Annotated in this window: 15 protein-coding genes, 1 tRNA gene and 1 pseudogene; 7 read left to right on the forward strand and 10 right to left on the reverse strand. The window is 35.2% G+C overall.

Annotated features, from left to right (window positions below):
- Positions 1–2: 2 nt before the first annotated feature.
- Positions 3–698 (forward strand): TlpA disulfide reductase family protein, encoded by a 696-nt coding sequence (locus tag QHG57_RS01660; RefSeq protein WP_330168362.1) that lies wholly within the window; start codon positions 3–5, stop codon positions 696–698.
- Between the two features lie 41 nt (positions 699–739).
- Here the strand turns inward: QHG57_RS01660 and QHG57_RS01665 are convergent.
- From QHG57_RS01665 to QHG57_RS01695, 7 genes and pseudogenes are all read right to left on the reverse strand, one after another.
- A pseudogene (locus QHG57_RS01665) lies at positions 740–1,190 on the reverse strand (YaiI/YqxD family protein).
- 31 nt (positions 1,191–1,221) lie between these two features.
- Positions 1,222–2,076: a YihY/virulence factor BrkB family protein gene (locus tag QHG57_RS01670; protein WP_330168363.1), complete on the reverse strand. Its 855-nt coding sequence runs from the start codon at positions 2,074–2,076 to the stop codon at positions 1,222–1,224.
- A gap of 406 nt (positions 2,077–2,482) precedes the next feature.
- Positions 2,483–3,415, reverse strand: a complete 933-nt coding sequence (locus QHG57_RS01675) for a prephenate/arogenate dehydrogenase family protein (protein ID WP_330169337.1) — start codon at positions 3,413–3,415, stop codon at positions 2,483–2,485.
- Positions 3,416–5,362: 1,947 nt separating this feature from the next.
- Positions 5,363–6,403: a DNA polymerase III subunit delta gene (gene holA, locus QHG57_RS01680; protein WP_330168365.1), complete on the reverse strand. Its 1,041-nt coding sequence runs from the start codon at positions 6,401–6,403 to the stop codon at positions 5,363–5,365.
- Positions 6,404–6,407: 4 nt separating this feature from the next.
- A complete protein-coding gene (locus tag QHG57_RS01685) occupies positions 6,408–7,202 on the reverse strand; it encodes an ABC transporter ATP-binding protein (RefSeq protein ID WP_330168366.1) in 795 nt (264 codons plus the stop codon).
- Positions 7,195–8,091: an ABC transporter permease gene (locus QHG57_RS01690; protein WP_330168367.1), complete on the reverse strand. Its 897-nt coding sequence runs from the start codon at positions 8,089–8,091 to the stop codon at positions 7,195–7,197. Before QHG57_RS01690 ends, QHG57_RS01685 begins: the two co-directional genes overlap by 8 nt.
- Before the next feature lie 62 nt (positions 8,092–8,153).
- On the reverse strand, positions 8,154–9,131 hold the full coding sequence (locus QHG57_RS01695; protein WP_330169338.1) for an ABC transporter substrate-binding protein: 978 nt from the start codon (positions 9,129–9,131) through the stop codon (positions 8,154–8,156).
- A 185-nt stretch (positions 9,132–9,316) separates the two neighbouring features.
- On the opposite strand from QHG57_RS01695, the gene QHG57_RS01700 reads away from it, so the two are divergent.
- The 3 genes from QHG57_RS01700 to QHG57_RS01710 all read left to right on the forward strand — a co-directional run bounded on the left by QHG57_RS01700 (position 9,317) and on the right by QHG57_RS01710 (position 10,648).
- A tRNA-Gly gene (locus QHG57_RS01700) sits at positions 9,317–9,391 on the forward strand.
- A gap of 530 nt (positions 9,392–9,921) precedes the next feature.
- Complete coding sequence (locus QHG57_RS01705) at positions 9,922–10,158, forward strand: hypothetical protein (RefSeq protein WP_330169339.1); 237 nt, start codon at positions 9,922–9,924, stop codon at positions 10,156–10,158.
- Complete coding sequence (locus QHG57_RS01710; protein WP_330168369.1) at positions 10,139–10,648, forward strand: GNAT family N-acetyltransferase; 510 nt, start codon at positions 10,139–10,141, stop codon at positions 10,646–10,648. The genes QHG57_RS01705 and QHG57_RS01710 overlap by 20 nt, the downstream gene beginning before the upstream one ends.
- A 2,121-nt stretch (positions 10,649–12,769) precedes the next feature.
- On the opposite strand, the gene QHG57_RS01715 is transcribed toward QHG57_RS01710, so the two are convergent.
- Entirely contained in the window at positions 12,770–12,982 is a 213-nt protein-coding gene (locus QHG57_RS01715) for a hypothetical protein (protein ID WP_330169340.1), read from the reverse strand.
- Positions 12,983–13,267: 285 nt separating this feature from the next.
- Positions 13,268–14,122, reverse strand: coding sequence for a bifunctional hydroxymethylpyrimidine kinase/phosphomethylpyrimidine kinase (gene thiD / locus QHG57_RS01720; protein ID WP_330168371.1), 855 nt, complete (start codon positions 14,120–14,122; stop codon positions 13,268–13,270).
- A gap of 129 nt (positions 14,123–14,251) precedes the next feature.
- Between thiD and QHG57_RS01725 the strand changes: the two genes are divergently transcribed.
- The 3 genes from QHG57_RS01725 (at position 14,252) to QHG57_RS01735 (ending at position 18,316) form a co-directional block, all read left to right on the forward strand.
- Positions 14,252–15,058: a lysophospholipid acyltransferase family protein gene (locus QHG57_RS01725; protein ID WP_330169341.1), complete on the forward strand. Its 807-nt coding sequence runs from the start codon at positions 14,252–14,254 to the stop codon at positions 15,056–15,058.
- 689 nt (positions 15,059–15,747) lie between these two features.
- A complete protein-coding gene (locus QHG57_RS01730; protein WP_330168373.1) occupies positions 15,748–16,839 on the forward strand; it encodes a D-alanyl-D-alanine carboxypeptidase family protein in 1,092 nt (363 codons plus the stop codon).
- A gap of 415 nt (positions 16,840–17,254) precedes the next feature.
- Positions 17,255–18,316 (forward strand): CobW family GTP-binding protein, encoded by a 1,062-nt coding sequence (locus QHG57_RS01735; protein ID WP_330169342.1) that lies wholly within the window; start codon positions 17,255–17,257, stop codon positions 18,314–18,316.
- Between the two features lie 1,592 nt (positions 18,317–19,908).
- On the opposite strand, the gene QHG57_RS01740 is transcribed toward QHG57_RS01735, so the two are convergent.
- The gene (locus QHG57_RS01740; RefSeq protein WP_330168375.1) at positions 19,909–20,658 is read right to left on the reverse strand and encodes a murein L,D-transpeptidase family protein; all 750 of its coding nucleotides are present in this window, start codon (positions 20,656–20,658) and stop codon (positions 19,909–19,911) included.
- Between the last annotated feature and the right edge of the window lie 23 nt (positions 20,659–20,681).

Raw genomic sequence — 20,681 nt, forward strand, 5'->3', positions numbered from 1 at the left:
TTATGATTTCTCAAATTTTCATCAGCGAAAAAAACAATAAAAAAAGGCAATTTTCCCTTGCATTCTTTATCATTGCATTGAGTTTATACGCAACCATAAACTACGATAACAAAAAAGGGTCTTTCCTTTTCAATTTCATTTCAGCAGCAAAAGCACAAAAAATAAACACTGATAAAGCACGAGCAGAAAAAACGATGGCGATCAGAAAAGCAGCAAAAGGCTTTTTTAGCCACATACGATTTGCTGATACGCCCTCAAATATGAATAAACTCTCTTTCAAGGATATTCAAGGAAAAGAGCACACACTTAGCGAATTTACTGGAAAACCGATGCTGGTCAATCTATGGGCTATTTGGTGTGCACCTTGCCGCACAGAAATGCCCGAACTTGCGCAATTAAAACGTGAATTACGTGGGGAAAACTTTGATGTCATAGCTATTAATATCGATAAAACTGCTTCTTCTGAAAAAATTCAGCAATTTTTACAGAATATTCATGCAGATAATTTGCTTTACTATCGCGATGAAACAATGGATATTTTCAACAATGTTAGAAAACAGGGACTCGCTTTAGGACTCCCCATTACATTTCTCATCGATAAAGAGGGATATCTCATTGCTTCCTTCAATGGCGCAGCTCCATGGGCCAATGACGATGCTAAAGCACTTATAAAAGCAGTCATTAAAGAAGCATTATAACTTTAATAACCGTGCCTTTTTAAATGTTGTATAACGAGATCCTATGCTGACAAAAAAGCAGAACGATCTTTACGACAAAAAGGACGGGAACCACCTGTTATACTGCCCTGTCCACGCAAATCTTCCATCAAATTGCGCATCGCCCAAACCTGACCAATAGAAGTTACACCAAAAATACGCCCCGTTGGCGAAAGATAAAAACCCCTAACTTGCAAAACCCGCGCTGCTAAAGGAATATCACTGGTAATAACGATACTTGCCTCATGCACATGTTCTACGATCCAATCATCAGCATAATTGAATTCACCAGCAACGACCACTCCTTCAATGAGTGCTTCATCTGGAAGGGACAAAAAACGATTTGCCACAACAATTTGCCACAACAAATGTCTTAAGCTGATAACGATGCATTATACGATAAACTTCATCTTTTACAGAACAAGCATCCGCACCAATCAACAAAGTGATAGCAGGCTTTATTGGGATATTCATGCCTTAGCTTTCACGCAATAATTAAGTTCTTTCATTCATCTGAATGTTGCAAATGCTTGCGATAAAACATTATCGCCGCGTTTATTTCTCCTCCCAAAATAAAAATTGCACTCAATATGTAAAGAAAAATAATAGCAACCATAATAGATGCTAACCCTGCATAGGTAGAAATATAATCAAACATTGTTAAATATTGAGCAAAAGCAATTGAAGCCATAAACCATACAAACATTGTCAGTACAATTCCTGGTAAAATATCTATAAACTTCCGACGCTCTGCTGGTAGCCACTTATGAACAATCAAAAGACTTACAAAGAGAACAACCGCTGCGATTATGTAACGCCATAGACGAATGACACCGATATACTCTGTAATGAAAAAAGAATGATTTTGCATAATCTTGATCAGCAGAGGTGTTAAAATCAACAAAACGCTGATCACAATAAGGCCAACAGCTCCAAGAATCACAAAAAACAAACTTTGAAAACGACAAAACAACAAGCTACGCCGATCAACAACACGATAAGCTCTATTTAAAGCTGTACGTAACGCCTCTATCCCATTAGAGGCAAAATAAGCCGCTCCAATGACAGAAACTGTCAACACTCCTCCCCGCTGTATGGTTAAAACATTGATAATTTCCTGAGATAAAGGCTCTGCAATGACATCTGGTAATAACTGCACCAAAGCTTTTATTTTTTGCGGTGTATATGTAAAAGCGCCGAGAAAACTAGCAAGAGAAGTTCCAAAAATAAAAAAAGGGAAAAATGCTAAAAGCCCAGAGAGCGCGACATGACTTGCAAAAGCACTCCCGTTATCACGCCAATAATGGCTCACTGCATCAACAAGGATACGATAGCTATACCAAAAGATATTTCTTAACAAATCTCAATACTTTCTGGTAAAATTCTTCCTCAGTCTATTTCAAGCTTTATAAAAATCATCAAAACTCTGCAAACAAACATTTTCCGATGTTGCAATATAAAGGGCAATAATTAATACGGTCAAGCCTGACTTTATACCAAAACAAAAACAACAACCCACTATATGAAGTTCTACAACGATTTCATTTTTTTGTTTCTTCTATAGATCAACAACCTCTTCTGTACATCATATGCCCTATAGAGAGCTAAGCACTATAATCTTACACACATAAAACCTTTTGAAGTCATGGTTATCTGTATCGAAGCAATCGCCACTCTTTTTTATTGCAATCTATGACTGAATAGAGAAAAAACTTCTTATCGATTTCTAGAAAAAACCAATGAAATTCAACAAAACTCTTCAGTTTTTACGTGAGTTCTTTAGAAACACTCTGACGCCCAAAATCAGGAGCATCAATTTCCTGTCCAGCATCAATAATATTGCGACGTACAGCACGCGTGCGTGTAAAAAAGTTAAACAGTGTCTCACCATCTCCTAAATGAATTGCCCGTTCTAAAAAAGCAAGCCCCTCACTAAAACGGCTCAACATTTCTAAAATAGCATCCTTATTATGCAAACAAATATCACGCCACATAACGGGATCAGAAGATGCCAAACGGGTAAAATCACGAAAACCTGAAGCAGAATAAGCAATGACTTCTGAATTTGTCACCTTTTCTAAGTCACTAGCCGTCCCGACAGTATTATAAGCAATTAAATGCGGCAAATGTGAAACAATAGCCAAAACGAGATCATGATGTTTAGAATCCATCTTTTCGACACGCGCACCACAAGCTTCCCAAAACGCTGTTAATTGTGCGACAGCAGCAGCATCACTCTCAGTAAAAGGCGTTAAAATACACCAACGATTCATAAACAAATCAGCAAAACCAGCATCTGGACCTGAATATTCCGTTCCGGCAATTGGATGCCCTGGAATAAAATGAACCGTTTTTGGTAATAAAGGTGCCATTTCTGCAATAACCAACGCTTTCGTAGAACCAACATCACTCACAATCGCTCCAGGTTTTAAATGATCACGAATGTTTTTTGCTACTTCTGCACTAGCCCCAACAGGCACAGAAATAATAACCAAATCTGCTCCTTCAACAGCTTTTGCATTATCTGTCGTATAAAAGTCCCCAAGCTCCAATTCGCGCGCTCTTTTCAGGGTTTCTGAACGACGTGTTGCAATAGAAATCTGAATCGCAAGATTCTTCTTTTTAATAACTCTTGCTAAAGAAGACCCAATCAGACCGATTCCAATGAGTGCTATTTTTTCAAACTGAATATGGGGCATCTTTCACCTTCAAAGATTCTTTGCAAATGGCAATAAAGACAATTGTAAAATCATAATTTTCCTGTCTACTTGTTCAAGAGTTATGCGTAAAACATTAAAAAACGGCAACTAAAGAATAACGCAGTTATCAATCATCACCTGCACAAACTGACAACAGATCATGTAACCTAGAAAACACATAAAAAATAAATGACGAGAAATCTAACATTACGCTCTAAAATTCCCACTTAATTACTGATCAAAGCACATCACTGAAACAAAATATAAATGCACTCTCAATTAAGATAATAACGACTCTACATAAAATCTCATCAGTTTACTTTATCTCACTAATTTACTCACAAAAAAACACATCAAAAGCGTAAGCAGACACCAACTCTTTCCTAATTATCCCGATACGCTTATTAATTTGTACATTAGACCTATATAAGAGAGTATTACGCCTCCACCTACAATATTAACATAAGTTTTTCGGATATTAAAAACACCGTAAAACAACGCATACAAAAAGATATTATTAAAAATATTTTCCTCTCTCGATTCCTGATACCATAAATCAAACAAATATGAGCAAAACACGCCCTCTCAATAAAGAAAATATTTGATAACAAAAACACCGAACATCCTTTTAATGGAGTCACAACCCTCACGTAAAATAGAACGCCCTAAACAGAATAGATTTGGATTACAAATTCATGTGTTTGTTTTAAAAAGACATCTCGCTCCCTAGCCTATCTCACAACACTGTTTGTAAATATTATAACAATAAATCCATTAAGCACGCCCCCTCTTTACACTTAATAAAACACTATCATTATATTTGCCTACCCCTAATGTTGCGAAAGCTCTTGAAATTTGCGAGCATTCATAAGAGGCATTTTTAGTGCTTTCTTATACAGTTTTTATCCACACGCCTCTTCTTCACTTATGACGTGCAAAAGACATTGTTTTGATTGATTCAATATGAAAAATAATGAATTATTAAATAATAAACAATGGCTTGCTCTGTTTATGAGACACATTCATTGCTAAGATAACCATCTCTGTATTAAACATAAAAGTCTCCCCATAGGTATTGTCGTTTTCATCATAATCTATTTTGACTTTCTCCTCATCCCACGAAGATTCTTAATTTATACCGATCTGCAAACAATTAATTTTCTTGTCTAAAAAATTCCGCTGGCTCACTATTTTAAGTGATTCAATTAATATATAATATATTGATTTATAAATATAATAATTGTTTTTCAATTTGAATCATAACTTCGAATACTGTAAAATTCTTCCATCACAACCCCTCTTAATATTGAATCAATTAAAACCCCTTATCTGCACGTCACAAAAAGACATGTGAGTAAAAAATGATGAAAAACGTTCTCTAATACTAAAAACTTTAGTACATTAGAGACTAGACAAATATATGATGGTGCTCTGGCTTGCACTTTTATTAAGCGTAAAGATAGTGATGCTCTTTGGATTTTATATTCTTCACAGAGAACTTTACCATTATACCATTCACAAACGCCGTCGCGAAATAGATATGACGCGCATTGAAAAATATTTCTAAGAAAGCGCATGAATTTACCATACAAGTGTCTTCTGTTGTGTGAGATACTCTGTTTTGCATGAGAGGTGTTACCCCATTAAAACTCTATGAACCAGCCTAATATTCACCACACACTCACACAAAAAATACCGAATGCGTAAAATTTTACCTGAGCCCTATATCACGAACCAACAGTGTTTTACGACACAACAAGATAATAAAACCGTGTAAAAACTGTCTTTCGAAGATAAATATTTTTTTGAAGAAAAGTTTCTATAAAACTTTCAAACTCTTCAAACACATCTTCAAAACTATAATTAACCTCTACTTGATAACACAACAGTTTTAATTACTGAAAATTTGCCGTACTAAAAATAAAAAATCATCATATTTCTAAACTGTTAAGCTACTATCTGGCGTCGTGCAATAATTGTAAGCCCTAACAAAACTTGACGAATGATAGCTTCACCCAAAAGTGGATTTTTACGACTGTCTAAAACAGCACTCTGAATTCTTTCCATTGCATAGGAAATCTGTTCTAACTTCCAATATTTTAAAGCTTGTTCAACTGTTTTTTTCCGTTGAAAAAAAATGGGAGGGCGTGCTTGAGAAATCACCGTAAAAGGCGATTTTCCTTCAACCTCTACTTGGTAACGCAATAGCTGTAATTGCTGAAAATGCCTTTGTGCTGTACTCAAAATAAAAAAAAGCGCCCCATGCAATGCTGCATGTTGGTTAAAATGCACTTCAAAGCCTGATATATCGCCCAATAAAAGAGCATCAATGACTTCATCTTGAGAAAGAGCACTGACATCGCTTACAACAGCTTTCACATCTTCAAGAGTAATATGAACATTTGCAGCGTAAAGACAAAGCTTTTCTAATTCACCTCGTGATACAAGGCGATCCGCCCCTAAACTTTCATGCAACCATCTACGTGCATCCAAAGAAAGAGTCTTCTTAAACTGCCCTAAAACCTCATCAATCAAGCCGTCAAGAGAACGCATATCATCTGCAAAACAGGGCAAAGCCATTGCTTTTGACGCCGTTTCAACAGCATTGCGCAACCCTGTTCCTTTTTTTAAATCCCCTGATTCAATGAGAATAAAACAGGCTTCTGGTGGCTTCTCAATTAAAAGTTTCAAGGCAGCAAGAAAACCTTTTTGGTTAGCAGCATTAGAGATCCATATCAAACGATCTCCCCCAAAAAGCGATAACGTACGCGCTTCATTTTCCAAACGTGCAGGATCTTTATCAATTTCAGCTGCATCCAAACGAATTGTCGAAAATGGATCTTCTATTGCTACTTGTGTAAGTTTTGCAAAACATTGTGCACGCTCACAAATAAGACCACGATCTGGCCCATAAATGAGAACAATAGGAAAAGCACGTGAAAGACGCGTTAAAAACTGATCAACTTCATGTGCTTTTTTCTGAGCCACATTATTAATCCATTAACAGTTCATCATCATCAAGAACTTCCCCGCGAACTTTCTGAAACATGCCAATTAAATCATTGACATCCAAGCCCTTACGTTCTTCATGACAGACATCCAAAATCACTTTTCCACCATGCAACATTAAGGTGCGATCACCATAATCAAGAGCCTGACGCATAGAATGAGTCACCATGATAGTCGTTAATTTTTTCTCTTCAACGATTTTTTCAGTCAACCGCATCACAAAATCAGCCATTCCAGGATCAAGCGCTGAGGTATGTTCATCAAGCAATAAAACATCCGCATGGGCTAATGTTGCCATCACAAGACAAACAGCTTGGCGTTGCCCACCTGATAAACTATCCATAGGATTATGAATATATGCTTCAAGACCAATGCCTAATTGAGCAATTTTCTCTCGAAAAAATTGCCGTTTCTCACGGTTTAAAGCCGAACGCAAACCACGACGACTTCCTCGAAGAGCAGCAAGAGCTAAATTTTCTTCAATTGTTAAAGAACCACAACTTCCCTCTAAAGAATCTTGAAAAACACAAGCAACCTTTCCAGCGCGTTCACTGATTGATTGCCTAGAAACATTTTGCCCATTGATAACCACTTTCCCTGTTGAGGGAAGCGTTGCACCCGCTAAAACACTGAGCAAGGTTGATTTACCAGCGCCATTTGAACCGATAATCGTAACAAAACTACCCTGATCAATTTTAAGGTTAATATCAATTAAAGCCTGTTTTTCCAGAGGTGTTTGCGGTTTAAATGTAACCCCAACATGAAAAAACTCAATCACGTTTACGCCTCCTCCAATAGCGTGGCACAATAAGGGTTAAAATAACCAACAGTGAAGTAATCAACTGAAGATCTGTCGACGTATCAATACCAATTCCATTTGCCTCAAATGCAAATTGCACCGCCACACGATAAAGCACAGACCCCACAATACAGCTAATTATAATCCAAAAAATATTACGCGTACGAAAGAGAGTTTCACCGATAATCACAGCTGCCAACCCAAAAACAATTGTTCCAATTCCGCCTGTAATATCCGTTGCGATCGCAGTTTGAATATAAAGAGAACCACCAAGTGCAACGCAGGCATTAGAAAGCCCCATACCAAAATAAATTAACGCCGACGTATGAACCCCTTGAGCTGTAGCCATCCGTGGATTAGCTCCCATTGCACGCATAGCAAGACCTATTTCACTTTCCAAAAAACGCCAAATCAAAAACGCCACAACCAGCAATACAGTAGCAATGAAAAGAGGACGCACAAAAATATCAGACAAACCAAACAGATTATAAAAGGGCGTTAGCGCTGTATCAGCAAGCGCTAAATTAACATTAGATCCCCCCATAATTCCCATAATCCGAAGATTAACCGTATAGAGCGCTGACATTGTTAAAATAGAAGCCAAAAGATTCAAAATACCAAAATGCAAATTCAACATAGCTGTTAATAAACCAGCTATCATGCCTGCACAAAAAGCACATGCCATAGCTGTCCAAGCATTAAAACCTAAAAGAATCAAGACGCCGCAGACACAAGACCCAAGAAGAAATGAGCCATCAACTGTTAAATCAGGAAAGTCCAAAACGCGAAAAGAGAGATAAACCCCTATAGCCACAAACGCATAAATAAGACCTAATTCCACAGCGCCAGAAAACGCAAATATATTCATGTAAAGACAATCCCCATGAAAACTTAACGTATTTTATTGTATCAACATCCTATCAATGAAAGTCATTGGATCACTTTTGTCGCACGATTAATAACTGCCTGCGGAATAACAATCCCCGCTTTTTCTGCTGCTTTCATATCAATTCGAATGTCATTACTAGCCGCCTGCACAACATCAATATCACCAGGCTTTTCACCCTTTAGAATACGCACAACCAACTTCCCAGCATCAACTCCTACATCATAGAAATTCACACCTTGCGTCATAAAAGGACCGCGTCCAATAGAATTAGAATCCACAGTAAAAACAGGAATATTTGCTTCCTGTGTGACCTTTACTGCACCTTCTAAAACAGAAAGAACCGTATTATCAGCAGGAATAAAAATGATATCTACCTTACCGATTAAAGCCCGTGTTGCTGCCTGAACATCTGAAGGTTCTGGTGCCGATGAAGGAATAATTTCAATTCCAATTTTTTTTGCCACATCCTTTAACACCTTAAGTGTTGAAACAGAATTTGCTTCAGAAGCATTATAAAGATAACCAATTTTTTTCAAATCTGGTTTTACTTCTTGTAAAAGTCTAACACTTTCTGCAACATCTATACGATCGGAACTCCCCGTCATATTACCGCCTGGTTTGGTAAGCGAAGAAACGATTTTAGCTCCGATAGGATCAGAAATCGCAGCAAAGACGATAGGAATTGTCTTTGTTGCCGCAAGCATTGTTTGTGCTGAAGGCGTGGTAATCGCTACAATAACATCAGGTTTATCACCAACAAATTTACGTGCAATTTGCGTTGCTGTTGAAATATTGCCTTGCGCTGATAAAAAGGTGAGTTGAAAATTTTCACCTTGCTTATAACCATTTTCTGCAAGAACATCTTCCACACCTTTACGAACGGCATCCGCAGCAGGATGGACCATAATTTGTGTTAGTGCAACTTTAACGTGTTTAACTTTGTCATCCGCTTTTGCTACACTGTTCATCATAAAAACAGCTGCAATGATAATCCCTAATATATTTATTCTCTTCAACATTATACTCCACCCCTCTCTATGCAAAATTAAAAAAGGAATAATTTATTACTGAAGAATCTTCTAAAATCAATCTTTATTTCATTTTATTAAAACATGGACAAAATAAATCAAACTAAAATGATATTTTTTTGTTGCAATTCGTCAAAGCCTACGCCATACAGGCAAGATATATATCGAATCGGTCAGCGGGTGTAGCTCAGGGGTAGAGCACAACCTTGCCAAGGTTGGGGTCGTGGGTTCGAATCCCATCGCCCGCTCCATTGGATTTTGTATTTGTAGCTTGCCAGCGGGTTTTGTATATTTTGACACTAGGTTTTGTACCAATTTATTTTTTCTCAAAGGCTTTTCAAAGGCGGTTTTCTGGGCTTTCACAGACTTTTTAAAAATCTTCAAAGGATTTTCAAAGACCTTTCAAAGCCTTCTCTCATTTTTACCATGAAAACGCACTTTTTTCCGATTTTCGCTCTTTTTTACCATTTTTTGCAATTTCCGGTGTCAAAATCCAATTTGACAAAACACGCATTTAATGCTAAATTTTATACATAAAAACAATAAATTATCACGTATTCCTACCTAATCCCACCTCTTCCCACTTAGTACAAAACCTAGTGTCAAACTACAACGACCTTGCAGGTTATAGAAGCTTATGTAACAGCCCCAGTATTAAAAGATTAATTAGAAATGATAAACAATTACAAAGAGAGCAAATGTTAAACAAATCAAAAATTGACTTATCATTAGAGAATAACTTTTTTCAAAGGTACGTTTTTTACCAAAATTATGCCCTAAAATGAAGGTTGTTGATTTTCCAAATGGAGTATCTTCTGTTAATTCAACATTTGCTTCAGACACATTCAATATTGTCTCTGCTAAAAATTTACAAGAAACGATACCTGTAGACCAAGCAAAATCTATTATCGATTCCTTTAATGCACAAAAACTGCCTTTAGCTTGGTGGATTGGTCCTCATTCATCTCATTATAAAGTTGATAGAGTTCTCTTAATCTATGGGTTTAGAGCATGTTGAAACAGAGGTAGAAATAGCAGCTTTAGCACAAAATATAGACTCACATGTTACTTCTATGCCGGATAACTTCAAAATTAGAGAAGTTGAAACATTTCAAGATTTTAGAGATTACGGAAATGTTATGGCATCAGTATTCGAGCCTTTTGATGAAGAAGCGGTTATATTTTATGAAACAATAGGCCGTTGTTATAAAAAAGACTCTGATGTAGAGATGTTCGTTGGTTATATAAACAATAGTCCTGTAGCAATATGTTTTTGTATTAAAGCAGATGGAGTTGGTGGAGTGTATGATATTGTCACCAATCCAGATTTTCAGAAAAGAAGTGTCGGGACATTAATGACAAAAATTGCTATTGAGCATTTAAAAAGAAAGAAATGTCATGTTATTGGTATGCAAGCCTCTCACGAGGGAATTGGCATTTATAAAAAATTGGGTTTTATAAAGTTTGGTGAATTCAAAGTTTATTCCAATAAACACATAGCGGTTTAGTTATGAACTCTTTTTTTGCTAATCTACAAGAGAATTTGTTATTTTCAGCATAACTCAAATATAGAAAACCAATCTATACAACCAAGAAATTTTAGCCAATTCCCTTTAATACTGATAGTAAAAAGCTAAAATCAGTTATTACAAATATAATTGTTTCAAGTGACTCGCTAAGATTTTCTTACTTTTATGATTTTCAGGATAATTGTCTCAAAAAAGATATCTATCATAGATCTAAGCTAAACAAGTGAAAATTTTTTATTTGATATGGTCAATAATTTACTGTTTATCACTGATATTTATGAAAAACTCGAAAGCAAATATTTAAAACTACAGTTGCATCATATTTTGTTAGATGGTTAGTCTGTTAGTCAATTAATAGAAAAAATCTTCGCTTTATATAATAACAAAAGGAGCTTCAAAACCCTTTCAAAGATCATTTAAAGCTCCTTTATATGTATTATCTCTTTTTTTATATCACTGTTGATGATGAGAAATCCCTCACGCTAATTGTATTATTTTTACACGAAATAAACTGTTTTCACCTATTATCTAGAGTAAATTAAATTTTTGGGATTTCTGGCACATCATTTGATAATCCTCTTGCTTAAACAAATTCTTATCCGAAATAATTTTCAACAAAAAAATAAATCAATAATTTGATTCATAAAAATAATTTATCATTATTCATATTGAGCCAGCGTCTCAAATATCATAGGATTTCTCATTTCAAATCTCTATATATTAAATCACTCACAATCATCTGCTTACACATCACAAGCGGAATTGATGTATCTATAAAATTCACTTGCAGAAAGGAATAAAAACTCTTCTCATGAACGCTCTAAAATACCAAAGCTTATCGCAACATTGGGAGCTAAAAATAGTATAGGAGGTACCTCTTTCACCTTAAAAACATAAAAATGGGAAGCATAATAGCTTTATACACTTCATAGAGGCTTTAAACCATTCACGGACGTTATTATAAAATGGATGTGACACACCTTTAGGGAAATCTCTTTAAAATAAACATGTGAATTAACAATATAAGTGAATTCTATTTGAAGCATACTATTTTACATGAGGAGCATAACTTCAATCAAGACAAAGAAAATAAGGTGTTGAACAGTCATAGCGCAAAATAAAATCAGATCAGTTTAAATACTTAATGATGAAATCCATTATATGTAAAAATTAGCTTTTGTGAGTTCAGATAAACTTTTCATAACAGGTTCAGATAAAGTATCGTATTTTACCATCATATCCTTTTTTTAATGAAATGTCTTTTTAACATATCACTAACAATTTTATCTCTCGCTTTTAGGAAATTTTTACTTAAAATTACTCTTGTCTCATTTTCATTGAATTTAATGTTTTTTTAGTTTTTTAAGTATTTATCGAAATGTTTTAATTGATTTTCATTTTGTGGAAGTGTATTAAAATTAAAAGCATTATTAGTCATTTTCTCATTAAAGTTATAAAGTCTTATAGAAAAATTTCTTTTTTCTGTTTTAATTTTTTTTGTGCTTGCCATTTCTTTAATTCTCTGCTAATTTTCCTTATATTCTTAGTGGTAACGGACTCTGAAGGTTTGAATTATTTCAGTACCTAAGAGAGTACTAAGATGTGAATTTGCATAATTTATACGTCGTTTTAAATTTTGTAGATCAGTTTCTTTGACATTGTTAACCCCAATGTTAAAATTTTTTTACCGCTATTTAAGCCCTCTGCTACAACAGAGGGGTTGTTTTTTATGATAAGGTTACAATTGTTCCTATATCTCCTATTTTTTCTTTTAATATGTTAATGAACTTTTCAGTATTAAAACATTTGTTTAAAATATCGAGATCAGTAAATTTATAAATTTCTTTATGCCTCTGGGTTAAAAAAAGAGCATTAATATCTATTTTTACATTAACTCTCATTACCTACTCCGTGAATTTTCATCACGTAATATGATCTATTACTATTACGAGTTTTTTTAAGATTAATAGATAAAATTAAACCGTCATTTTGACTTGGTAATCCGAATTTAGAGACAATATCAAAAAAATCTCGAAATAACAGAATAGAAATTCAAGTTTGAAAAGATTAAACCACACGCTACAGGTCTATTAAAACTCCTCACGGCTGCTCATCTGAAACGCTAGCAATTCCATAAAGCAGTTCCATAAAAAGGATAATGACGTTGTAATATCTGAAAAAACTCACCACATCACCTGAAAGATCATTGATAATTCCATCAGGACGTATCAATTGCCATTTAGAAAACCCTACCCATCCTGCTTCACCACCAATATAAGAAACAGCAAATATAGTGAGATCAGCCAGCTTCAATATCGCCTTATAAAAGATCTTTCCTTCTACCCTTTTTGCTATCAAATTCCGATTTTACAATTCCTTGCTCTCTTTTTTATACTCAAAATTGCCTCTGAAACAGGATATATCAATCGTAAAAAACATATAAAAGAAACAGATTATAACATTATTTTTCTCATCCTTTTTAATACAAAATAACTGTTAGACTACAATGCGCTAACACTTATCAGTCATAAGTCCAAAACAGCATATAAAGACGAAACAAATTCATAGAGTGAAGATTTTTCACAATCAATTGTTGTATTAATCTTTCCATAATGCATAAAAATGATGAAGCGGCCCTCGCCCCTTCCCTACTTCTAAAGCATTTGAGGCAGATAAAGCGTCATGCAAATAATCTTTTGCTTGTTTAACCGCGTATTCTAGAGATTGGGTAGGTAACAGAGCAGCAATGGCGGCAGAAATGGTACACCCTGTCCCGTGATCATGAGTGGTTGAAAGACGAGAAGCTTCAAGTATAATAAGGTTTTCACAATCACAATAAAGATCTGGACTAGAACAATCGTAATTTTCTGTACTATTCTTAGTAAGCGTATTCAAATGTCCTCCTTTTAACAAAACTGCATGACACCCTAGCGCTAAAAGTCGTGGAGCATATTGATGCATAGCCTCTAAAGACCATTGCACTTCACCTCCCAATAGCAGTGCTGCTTCAGGCAAATTTGGCGTAATCAAAGTTGACATGGGCACAAGAACATCACGCATAATTTCAATTGCATCAGGCTTTAAAAGAACATCACCACTTTTGGCGACCATAACCGGATCAAAAACAATAAAACGGGCTTTATGATAAGCAAGTCGTTCTGCAATAACCTGTGCAATCTGAGCATTTGCAACCATACCAATTTTAACGGCATCAACATGGATATCCTCAAAAACAGAATCAATTTGATCTGCAACAAAAGAAGCATCTAATGCCTGAAAAGAACGTACACCCTGAGTATTTTGTGCAACAACAGCTGTAACCACACTCATACCATAAGTTTTCATAGCTGAAAAAACCTTCAAATCCGCCTGCATTCCAGCACCACCAGAAGGATCTGTTCCTGCAATAGATAAAATCCGTGGAATAAAAAGTTTATCTTTTTGTAATTCCATCAACCTCTTTCCTTCTGTTTTTAAATATCAGAAAATGAGTTACCGAAAAAATAGATGCTTGAAAAAACTAAAGAAAGATGTTTTCTCGTGTAAAGTGCGTTATATACACAGTCTCTTTGCAGATATAAAATGGAAAATATAGTGCTTACCCTTCGTTCTCTTCTTTTTACGTTCGCTTTTTATACCACGACTTTTGTGCAAATGATTCTTTATGCACCCTTTTATTTTTTAATGCCACGCAAAAAAGCGTGGATTGTTCCAAAAACATGGGCGCGTGTTACGCTCTTTTTGCAAAAATACATTGCAGGTACAAACTATGAAATTGAAGGATTAGAAAATCTTCCCAAAGGAGCCTACATAATTGCTCCAAAACATCAATCCGCATGGGAAACTTTTGGCCTTGTGCCTTATCTTGATGACCCTGCTCTCATCCTAAAACGTGAACTGACATGGATTCCATTCTTTGGCTGGTATATGGCAAAAACACAAATTATCCCAATTAACCGCACAACCCCCATTAAAGCTTTAAAAACCATCATACAAAAAGCAAAAGAAAAGGCAAAACAAGGGCGTCAAATTCTTATTTTTCCTGAAGGAACGCGCCGACAACCAGGTCAAGAACCAGATTATAAATCAGGGATTGTTGCTCTTTATAATGAATTAGGACTTCAAGTTGTCCCTATTGCACACAATGCGGGTTTATATTGGCCACACAATAATTTACGCCGCTATCCCGGAACAATTCGTGTCCGCATTCTTCCCCCGATAGAGGCTGGTTTAAGCAAACGTGATTTTCTAGATCAACTTATCCAAAAAACTGAAAAAGCCTGTGATGAACTACTTCTCTTAGCAGCTCAAGATCCTACCCCCCCTCCTATGCCACCATATGCTGTTCAGAAACTTCAAAAACTAAATCATCATGAAACAATGCACTGATTGATCAGAATAAGGCATCACTTTATATATTGAGCGGAATCTATAAAACAAAAATATAAGAAAGATACTTCAAATTTTCTAATTTAAAATTATAAAACACATATACCATTATAAGAAATGATCAATGTGTGAATTTTTTTAAGAAAGAATTCTTTCTCTCTTTAAAATCGTTTAATAACATACATCATATTGATTATAAGGATATTTTAGCGTTATTCAACTTGAATGAGAGCTCTGAATACCGTAAGGTTCTCTCATTTCAAATCTATTCCATGTTGAATCAATCAGAATCACTTTCTTGCACATTGCAAGCGGGGATACCTGTGTGGATAAAATGATGCAAGAAAAGACTAAAATGCTTTTTACGAACCATCTCAAGTGCCAAGGGCTGTCTTAACAGAAGAGCTAAAAATATATGATTATGACAATTTGTTCCTTCCTGAAAAGCATCAATCCCCTTAGAGCCTGAAATCTTGTACAATCTTCATTATTTAAAAAGTATTTCTTGAAATACTTAAGTCATCAAAACAAATTCAAGGGGAAAATAAAAATGAATGTTAGTTTTTATCCATGAGACACAACGGATATAGCAATTAACCATCTTCCCTCCCTAACCTAGACTTAAAAGTTTTGTGTGCTACATTAAAACAATTCTAAATAACGAATAAGAAGGAACTGGATTTAAATTAATGCAACGTCTCTTCTATAATTTATTTTTTTCTGTGATTTTGAGTTTGTCCAGCGCCGTTGCTCTAGCACAGCCTTTTATTTCTGTTGACGTTACAACGGGACATATCCTAAAACATAATCAAGCTTTTGAGCGTTGGTATCCTGCTTCCTTAACAAAATTAATGACCGCTTATGTTATTTTTCGTGCCATGAGCCGAGGGGAAGTTTCACCAGACAAACATATCACCATCAGCAAATACGCCGCAAAAGCTCCCTCATATCGTTCTGGCTATAAAGCTGGTTCTGTACTCACACTTGATACAGCCTTAAGTATCACCATGGTTAAATCTACTAATGATTTGGCTATTGCCATGAGCGAAGCCATTGCTGGTTCACAGAAAGATTTTGTACGTAAAATGAATAGCGAAGCTAAACGCTTAGGTATGTTTGGGACCCATTTTGCAAATGCAAGTGGTTTACCAGACCCTCAAAACTACTCCACGGCACGCGATATTGCTCTTTTAGCCGTTCAAATACGCCGAGAATTTCCACAATATGCTCATTATTTTTCTATTCCAGCCATTGATTTTGGTAATAATCGAAAAATCCAGCATAACTCAAACAACCTCATTGGCCGTTTTTATGGAATAGATGGTATGAAAACAGGGTTTATTTGTGCCTCTGGTTTTAATCTCGTTGCCTCAGCCACCCGCAATAAACGTACAATTATTGTTGTCATTCTAGGTGCCAACAACATAAGTGAAAGGGAAGAGAAAGCTGCGCAACTTCTTGAAACAGGATTTTTGCAACAAGGAAGACCCCAATTAACACTAGCAACGTTAAAACCTTATGGGAACAACATAACACAAGTCAACAATATGAAACAACAAACATGCACACCTGAAGCCATAAAAATGCATGCAAATTCATATGATGATCAAGGAAATATTATTCTCGTCTCACCTTTTATCACTGCTCCCCCTCCTTTTTCTCACCCTTTACCAGTACACCTCATTCGTACGCCACAAACACCTAAAATGACAGTAAAGCCACTAAGAAAGCCCCATAGTTCGTATAAAAGACACGCAGACCATTCTATAAAAAAGCCATAAATCATAATCTGCGATTAATTATAACATTTTTATTTATAATGATAATTAATTATTTTGTACCTTATATTAGAACCACAAATATTATAAGATTCTCTCATTTTAAATCTGTATTTGTTGAATCAATAAAAATCAGTCTCTTGCACGTCACAAGGTGAATAAACATGTAGATAAAATAATTAAAACAAAGAATAAAAATTCCTCCTATGAGTCCTTTCAAGAGCCAAGAGTTATCATAACATTGACGCTAAAAAGTGTATGATATACCCTCGTGCACCTACCTTTATAAGCATAAAGATAGTGGTACAATGGATTTCATGGGAGATTGACCATTATACATCCCTCACGGACACTATTATAAATTGGTTAGATGTATTGAGATATGTTTTTTAAAACAAAACCACGGTTGATGATTAACATGAAAATAAAGCGCATCCCTCTTACGCTTATTACTGGTTTTTTAGGCTCTGGTAAAACAACTTTGCTCAACCGTATGCTACAAGACCCTCTCTTAGCAGAATGTGCTGTTATCATCAATGAATTCGGCGAAATTAGTATTGACCACCTTCTGGTTGAAAAAACGACAGAAGGAATTATTGAGCTTGCCAATGGTTGCTTATGTTGCAATTTACGCAGTGATCTCATCGAAACATTAATTGATTTAATAAATCGCGTTCAGACAGGACAGATCAAACAATTCCATCACATTATCATTGAAACCACAGGGATGGCTGATCCCGCTCCTATTTTACAAATACTTTTAAGCCACCCGTTGTTTATTCAAACATTGTCCATAAATGCTGTTCTTACAACATTTGATACATTAAGCACACTTTCCATATGTGAGCGCTATCCTGAAATATATAAACAATTAATATTTGCCGATAAAATTATTCTCACCAAAACAGATCTTATGGCTCAACAAACGCTTTCAGATACGCTCCTTAACACACTAAAAACGATTAATCCTACAGCACAAATCATTGACGCCCATTCTAAAGGCTTCTGTTCAAATTTATTAATAAATAACACATTATGGAATGAAAAAGGAGAAAATATAAAACTTAAACAAAATCTTACAACTATCCCACATGATCATTCCCCCCATAAAACCATTCGTACCTTTTCACTAAACTGTGAGCATCCTGTTGATTACGCCACAATCGAAGCTTTTTTAGATCTCCTACAAGAACGTTATGGTACAAAATTACTACGTATTAAAGCAATTATCGCTTTGCGTGATGACCCTTATCGCCCACTTGTATTACATGGCGTACAAACATTTTTTCATCCTCCCATAAGATTACCAGCATGGCCAAAAGGAATAAAACAAACACGTTTTGTCATCATTGCCGATGGTGTTGAAAAAGAAGCAATACAAAAGCTTCTCAATGCTTTTTTTAATAAACCAGCAATAGATACTGCAGACAAAACAGCTCTCTTAAAAAATCCTCTGGTCATTCCAGGAATAAAATTTTAATTTTTTCTCCCCTTCAATGATATAGCATTAAATTCATAGGTACCACCATCTTTATGCTTTTAAAGGAGCAAACCGGCACCATAACACACTTTGCTAATCCCCAATGTTAAACAGCTCTTGGCACTTTAGATGGTTCATAAAAAACGTTTTAGTCTTTTCTTGCACAGTTTTACCCCACGCACCTATCCCCGCTTGTAATATGCAAACAAATGGTTTTAATTGATTCAACATGGAACAGATTTTAAATGAGAGAATTTTACGGTATTCAGGGTCCTAATTCAAGTTGAATAATACTAAATTATATTTATAATCAATATGTTAGAAATTTATAAAAACCTTTCATAAATATCCTATTCAAGTTTATTCACATGATGGAATAAAAAATAAGAAAGTACGCATTTTTAACAATGCTTTCTACACAATAATACCTCAATACCTCCCATAAAATTATTCGTACTTTTTCACTGAACGACAAAATCCCTATAGACTACCACAATTGAAACTTTTTAGCTCTCTTACAAAACCGTATGACACAAAATGACTACGTATTAAAAAACTCCAGCATTAACATATCACCCTTATCTATAAAATAGTCCCTACTCACACAAAATAGAACATCATTGTATCGCGAATTCACGCTCTCGTTTAAAAACACCGTCTCTCAATACGCGTCATCCCTATTTCAAGACGCTACCTATAAATAATATAATACAAAATTCTCCATAAAATGCATAAGCCCCATTCTCCATCTTTACTCTATAAATATACAAGCTGGTAGCCCCATACTCTTGCCATTTGAAAATATTTTGGAAAAACTTGGCACTTTAGAGTACTCATGAAAAGAGTATCTGTACTTCTTTTTTTAAGAATTTTATTCACATGCCAATCCAATTTTATGATGTGCAAAAAATAGTTTCAATTGATTCATCATAAACAGATTTTAAGATAAAAGGATCTTATGATATTGAGTCCCTCAATTCAAACTGAAAAATGATAGATTATCATTATAAATCAAATTTTTATGATAAAAATTTTTAATACTCATCAATCTGTAATCAGATTGTTTTCTCTCTAAATGCGCTTCATCTGCGAACCACGTCATGTGATTCATTTCACAAACCGATTGGACAAATTCTTGGTTCTAAAATATTCTGCTCAACTCTATGATTTACTCCAGCTAATTGAAATAAAAACTCCTGTTGAAGCAAAAAACCAAAATCAGACAGAGGCAATATCGCATTTTAAAATGTGTGAATGTATCTTATATAACAGCACTACAAGACAATATTTTACAGCATGAAAGAATAAAACTCTTTGAAAGAAATAAAAAGAGAGGTGCATTTTATATTAACTTACTCTTCATTAAAAACGAAGATTGACACTAGTGCCGATGTGCAAACAATCCAATTTCTTTGAGAAAATTCCTCTTGGCTTCCCACTTCATCTGATTTACTCACATAAGGCTCTATGAAAAAAATCTGCGCTTTAAAAGATTGACTACTCACTTAAACACCTTATGCGTAAAGTTTTTGCATATCCTGTACCGCCTTTATAAGTGATAGTGTTTACGGTGCAGCAGGATTCAATAACACTCACTGCATTAGAGAAACTGAAGTTTTATCAATATCGCGATTAAAAACGTAACGTTTTCCATAAACTTCAACAGTTGGAGGTTGACGATTTTTTTCAAAAAAATCATAACCTTTTTTAAGCATAACCCAGAACTGATAATGAGGATCCTTGCTATGACGTGACATATTATCCTCGGTCATGCGGAAAGGAAAAGCCTGCAACTGAAACTCTCTTTGTCCTCCTTTAAAAGCATCCCGTGCAAACGCATAAATCTGAGCCATGTTCTTATCACTCATAGAATAACAACCTGCGGAAAAACAAGAACCATGCACCATAAGATTGCTTCCTGTACGACCATTTTCCTGATCATAAAGGTTAGGAAATCCTATATTAAAAGAAAGATAATATTTTGAATAAGGATTCATTTGGTTTGCGCTAATAGTATAAAAACCCTCCGGTGTCTGAAGATCCCCTTCTTTATATTTAGGGCCAAGTTTACCAGACCATTTGCAAATGCCATAGCGAGCAACCAAGATAAAAGGCCCTGAACGAGATTGCTTCCAAACTTCAGCAAGATTTTCTTCCTTGAAAAATCGCATTACAATTGGTGCATAAGGATCAATATCGTACAAAGCCATTCTATTCTGGATTTCTTGCGGCAACGGCTGCTCAACTTTAGCACGAATAGAACCTGGTAATCTTCCTTCACATGCCGTCAATATTCCCATTACAAAAAACACACACACAGCGAAGAATCTGCTAAATGTCATCGAATAAAACTCCAATCCAACAC

Origin of the sequence: Bartonella grahamii subsp. shimonis (genome assembly GCF_036327415.1) — a bacterium.
GTDB classification, from domain to species: Bacteria; Pseudomonadota; Alphaproteobacteria; order Rhizobiales; family Rhizobiaceae; genus Bartonella; species Bartonella shimonis.

What these genes read in the sequence shown, in the direction of transcription:
- QHG57_RS01690 (WP_330168367.1), bottom strand. Translation starts at nt 8,091, where the DNA reads ATGAATATATTTGCGTTTTCTGGCGCTGTGGAATTAGGTCTTATTTAT.
- QHG57_RS01710 (WP_330168369.1), top strand. Translation starts at nt 10,139, where the DNA reads ATGGGTTTAGAGCATGTTGAAACAGAGGTAGAAATAGCAGCTTTAGCA.
- QHG57_RS01705 (WP_330169339.1), top strand. Translation starts at nt 9,922, where the DNA reads ATGAAGGTTGTTGATTTTCCAAATGGAGTATCTTCTGTTAATTCAACA.
- QHG57_RS01740 (WP_330168375.1), bottom strand. Translation starts at nt 20,658, where the DNA reads ATGACATTTAGCAGATTCTTCGCTGTGTGTGTGTTTTTTGTAATGGGA.
- QHG57_RS01675 (WP_330169337.1), bottom strand. Translation starts at nt 3,415, where the DNA reads ATGCCCCATATTCAGTTTGAAAAAATAGCACTCATTGGAATCGGTCTG.
- QHG57_RS01660 (WP_330168362.1), top strand. Translation starts at nt 3, where the DNA reads ATGATTTCTCAAATTTTCATCAGCGAAAAAAACAATAAAAAAAGGCAA.
- QHG57_RS01725 (WP_330169341.1), top strand. Translation starts at nt 14,252, where the DNA reads ATGGAAAATATAGTGCTTACCCTTCGTTCTCTTCTTTTTACGTTCGCT.
- QHG57_RS01695 (WP_330169338.1), bottom strand. Translation starts at nt 9,131, where the DNA reads ATGTTGAAGAGAATAAATATATTAGGGATTATCATTGCAGCTGTTTTT.
- QHG57_RS01735 (WP_330169342.1), top strand. Translation starts at nt 17,255, where the DNA reads ATGAAAATAAAGCGCATCCCTCTTACGCTTATTACTGGTTTTTTAGGC.
- thiD (WP_330168371.1), bottom strand. Translation starts at nt 14,122, where the DNA reads ATGGAATTACAAAAAGATAAACTTTTTATTCCACGGATTTTATCTATT.
- QHG57_RS01730 (WP_330168373.1), top strand. Translation starts at nt 15,748, where the DNA reads ATGCAACGTCTCTTCTATAATTTATTTTTTTCTGTGATTTTGAGTTTG.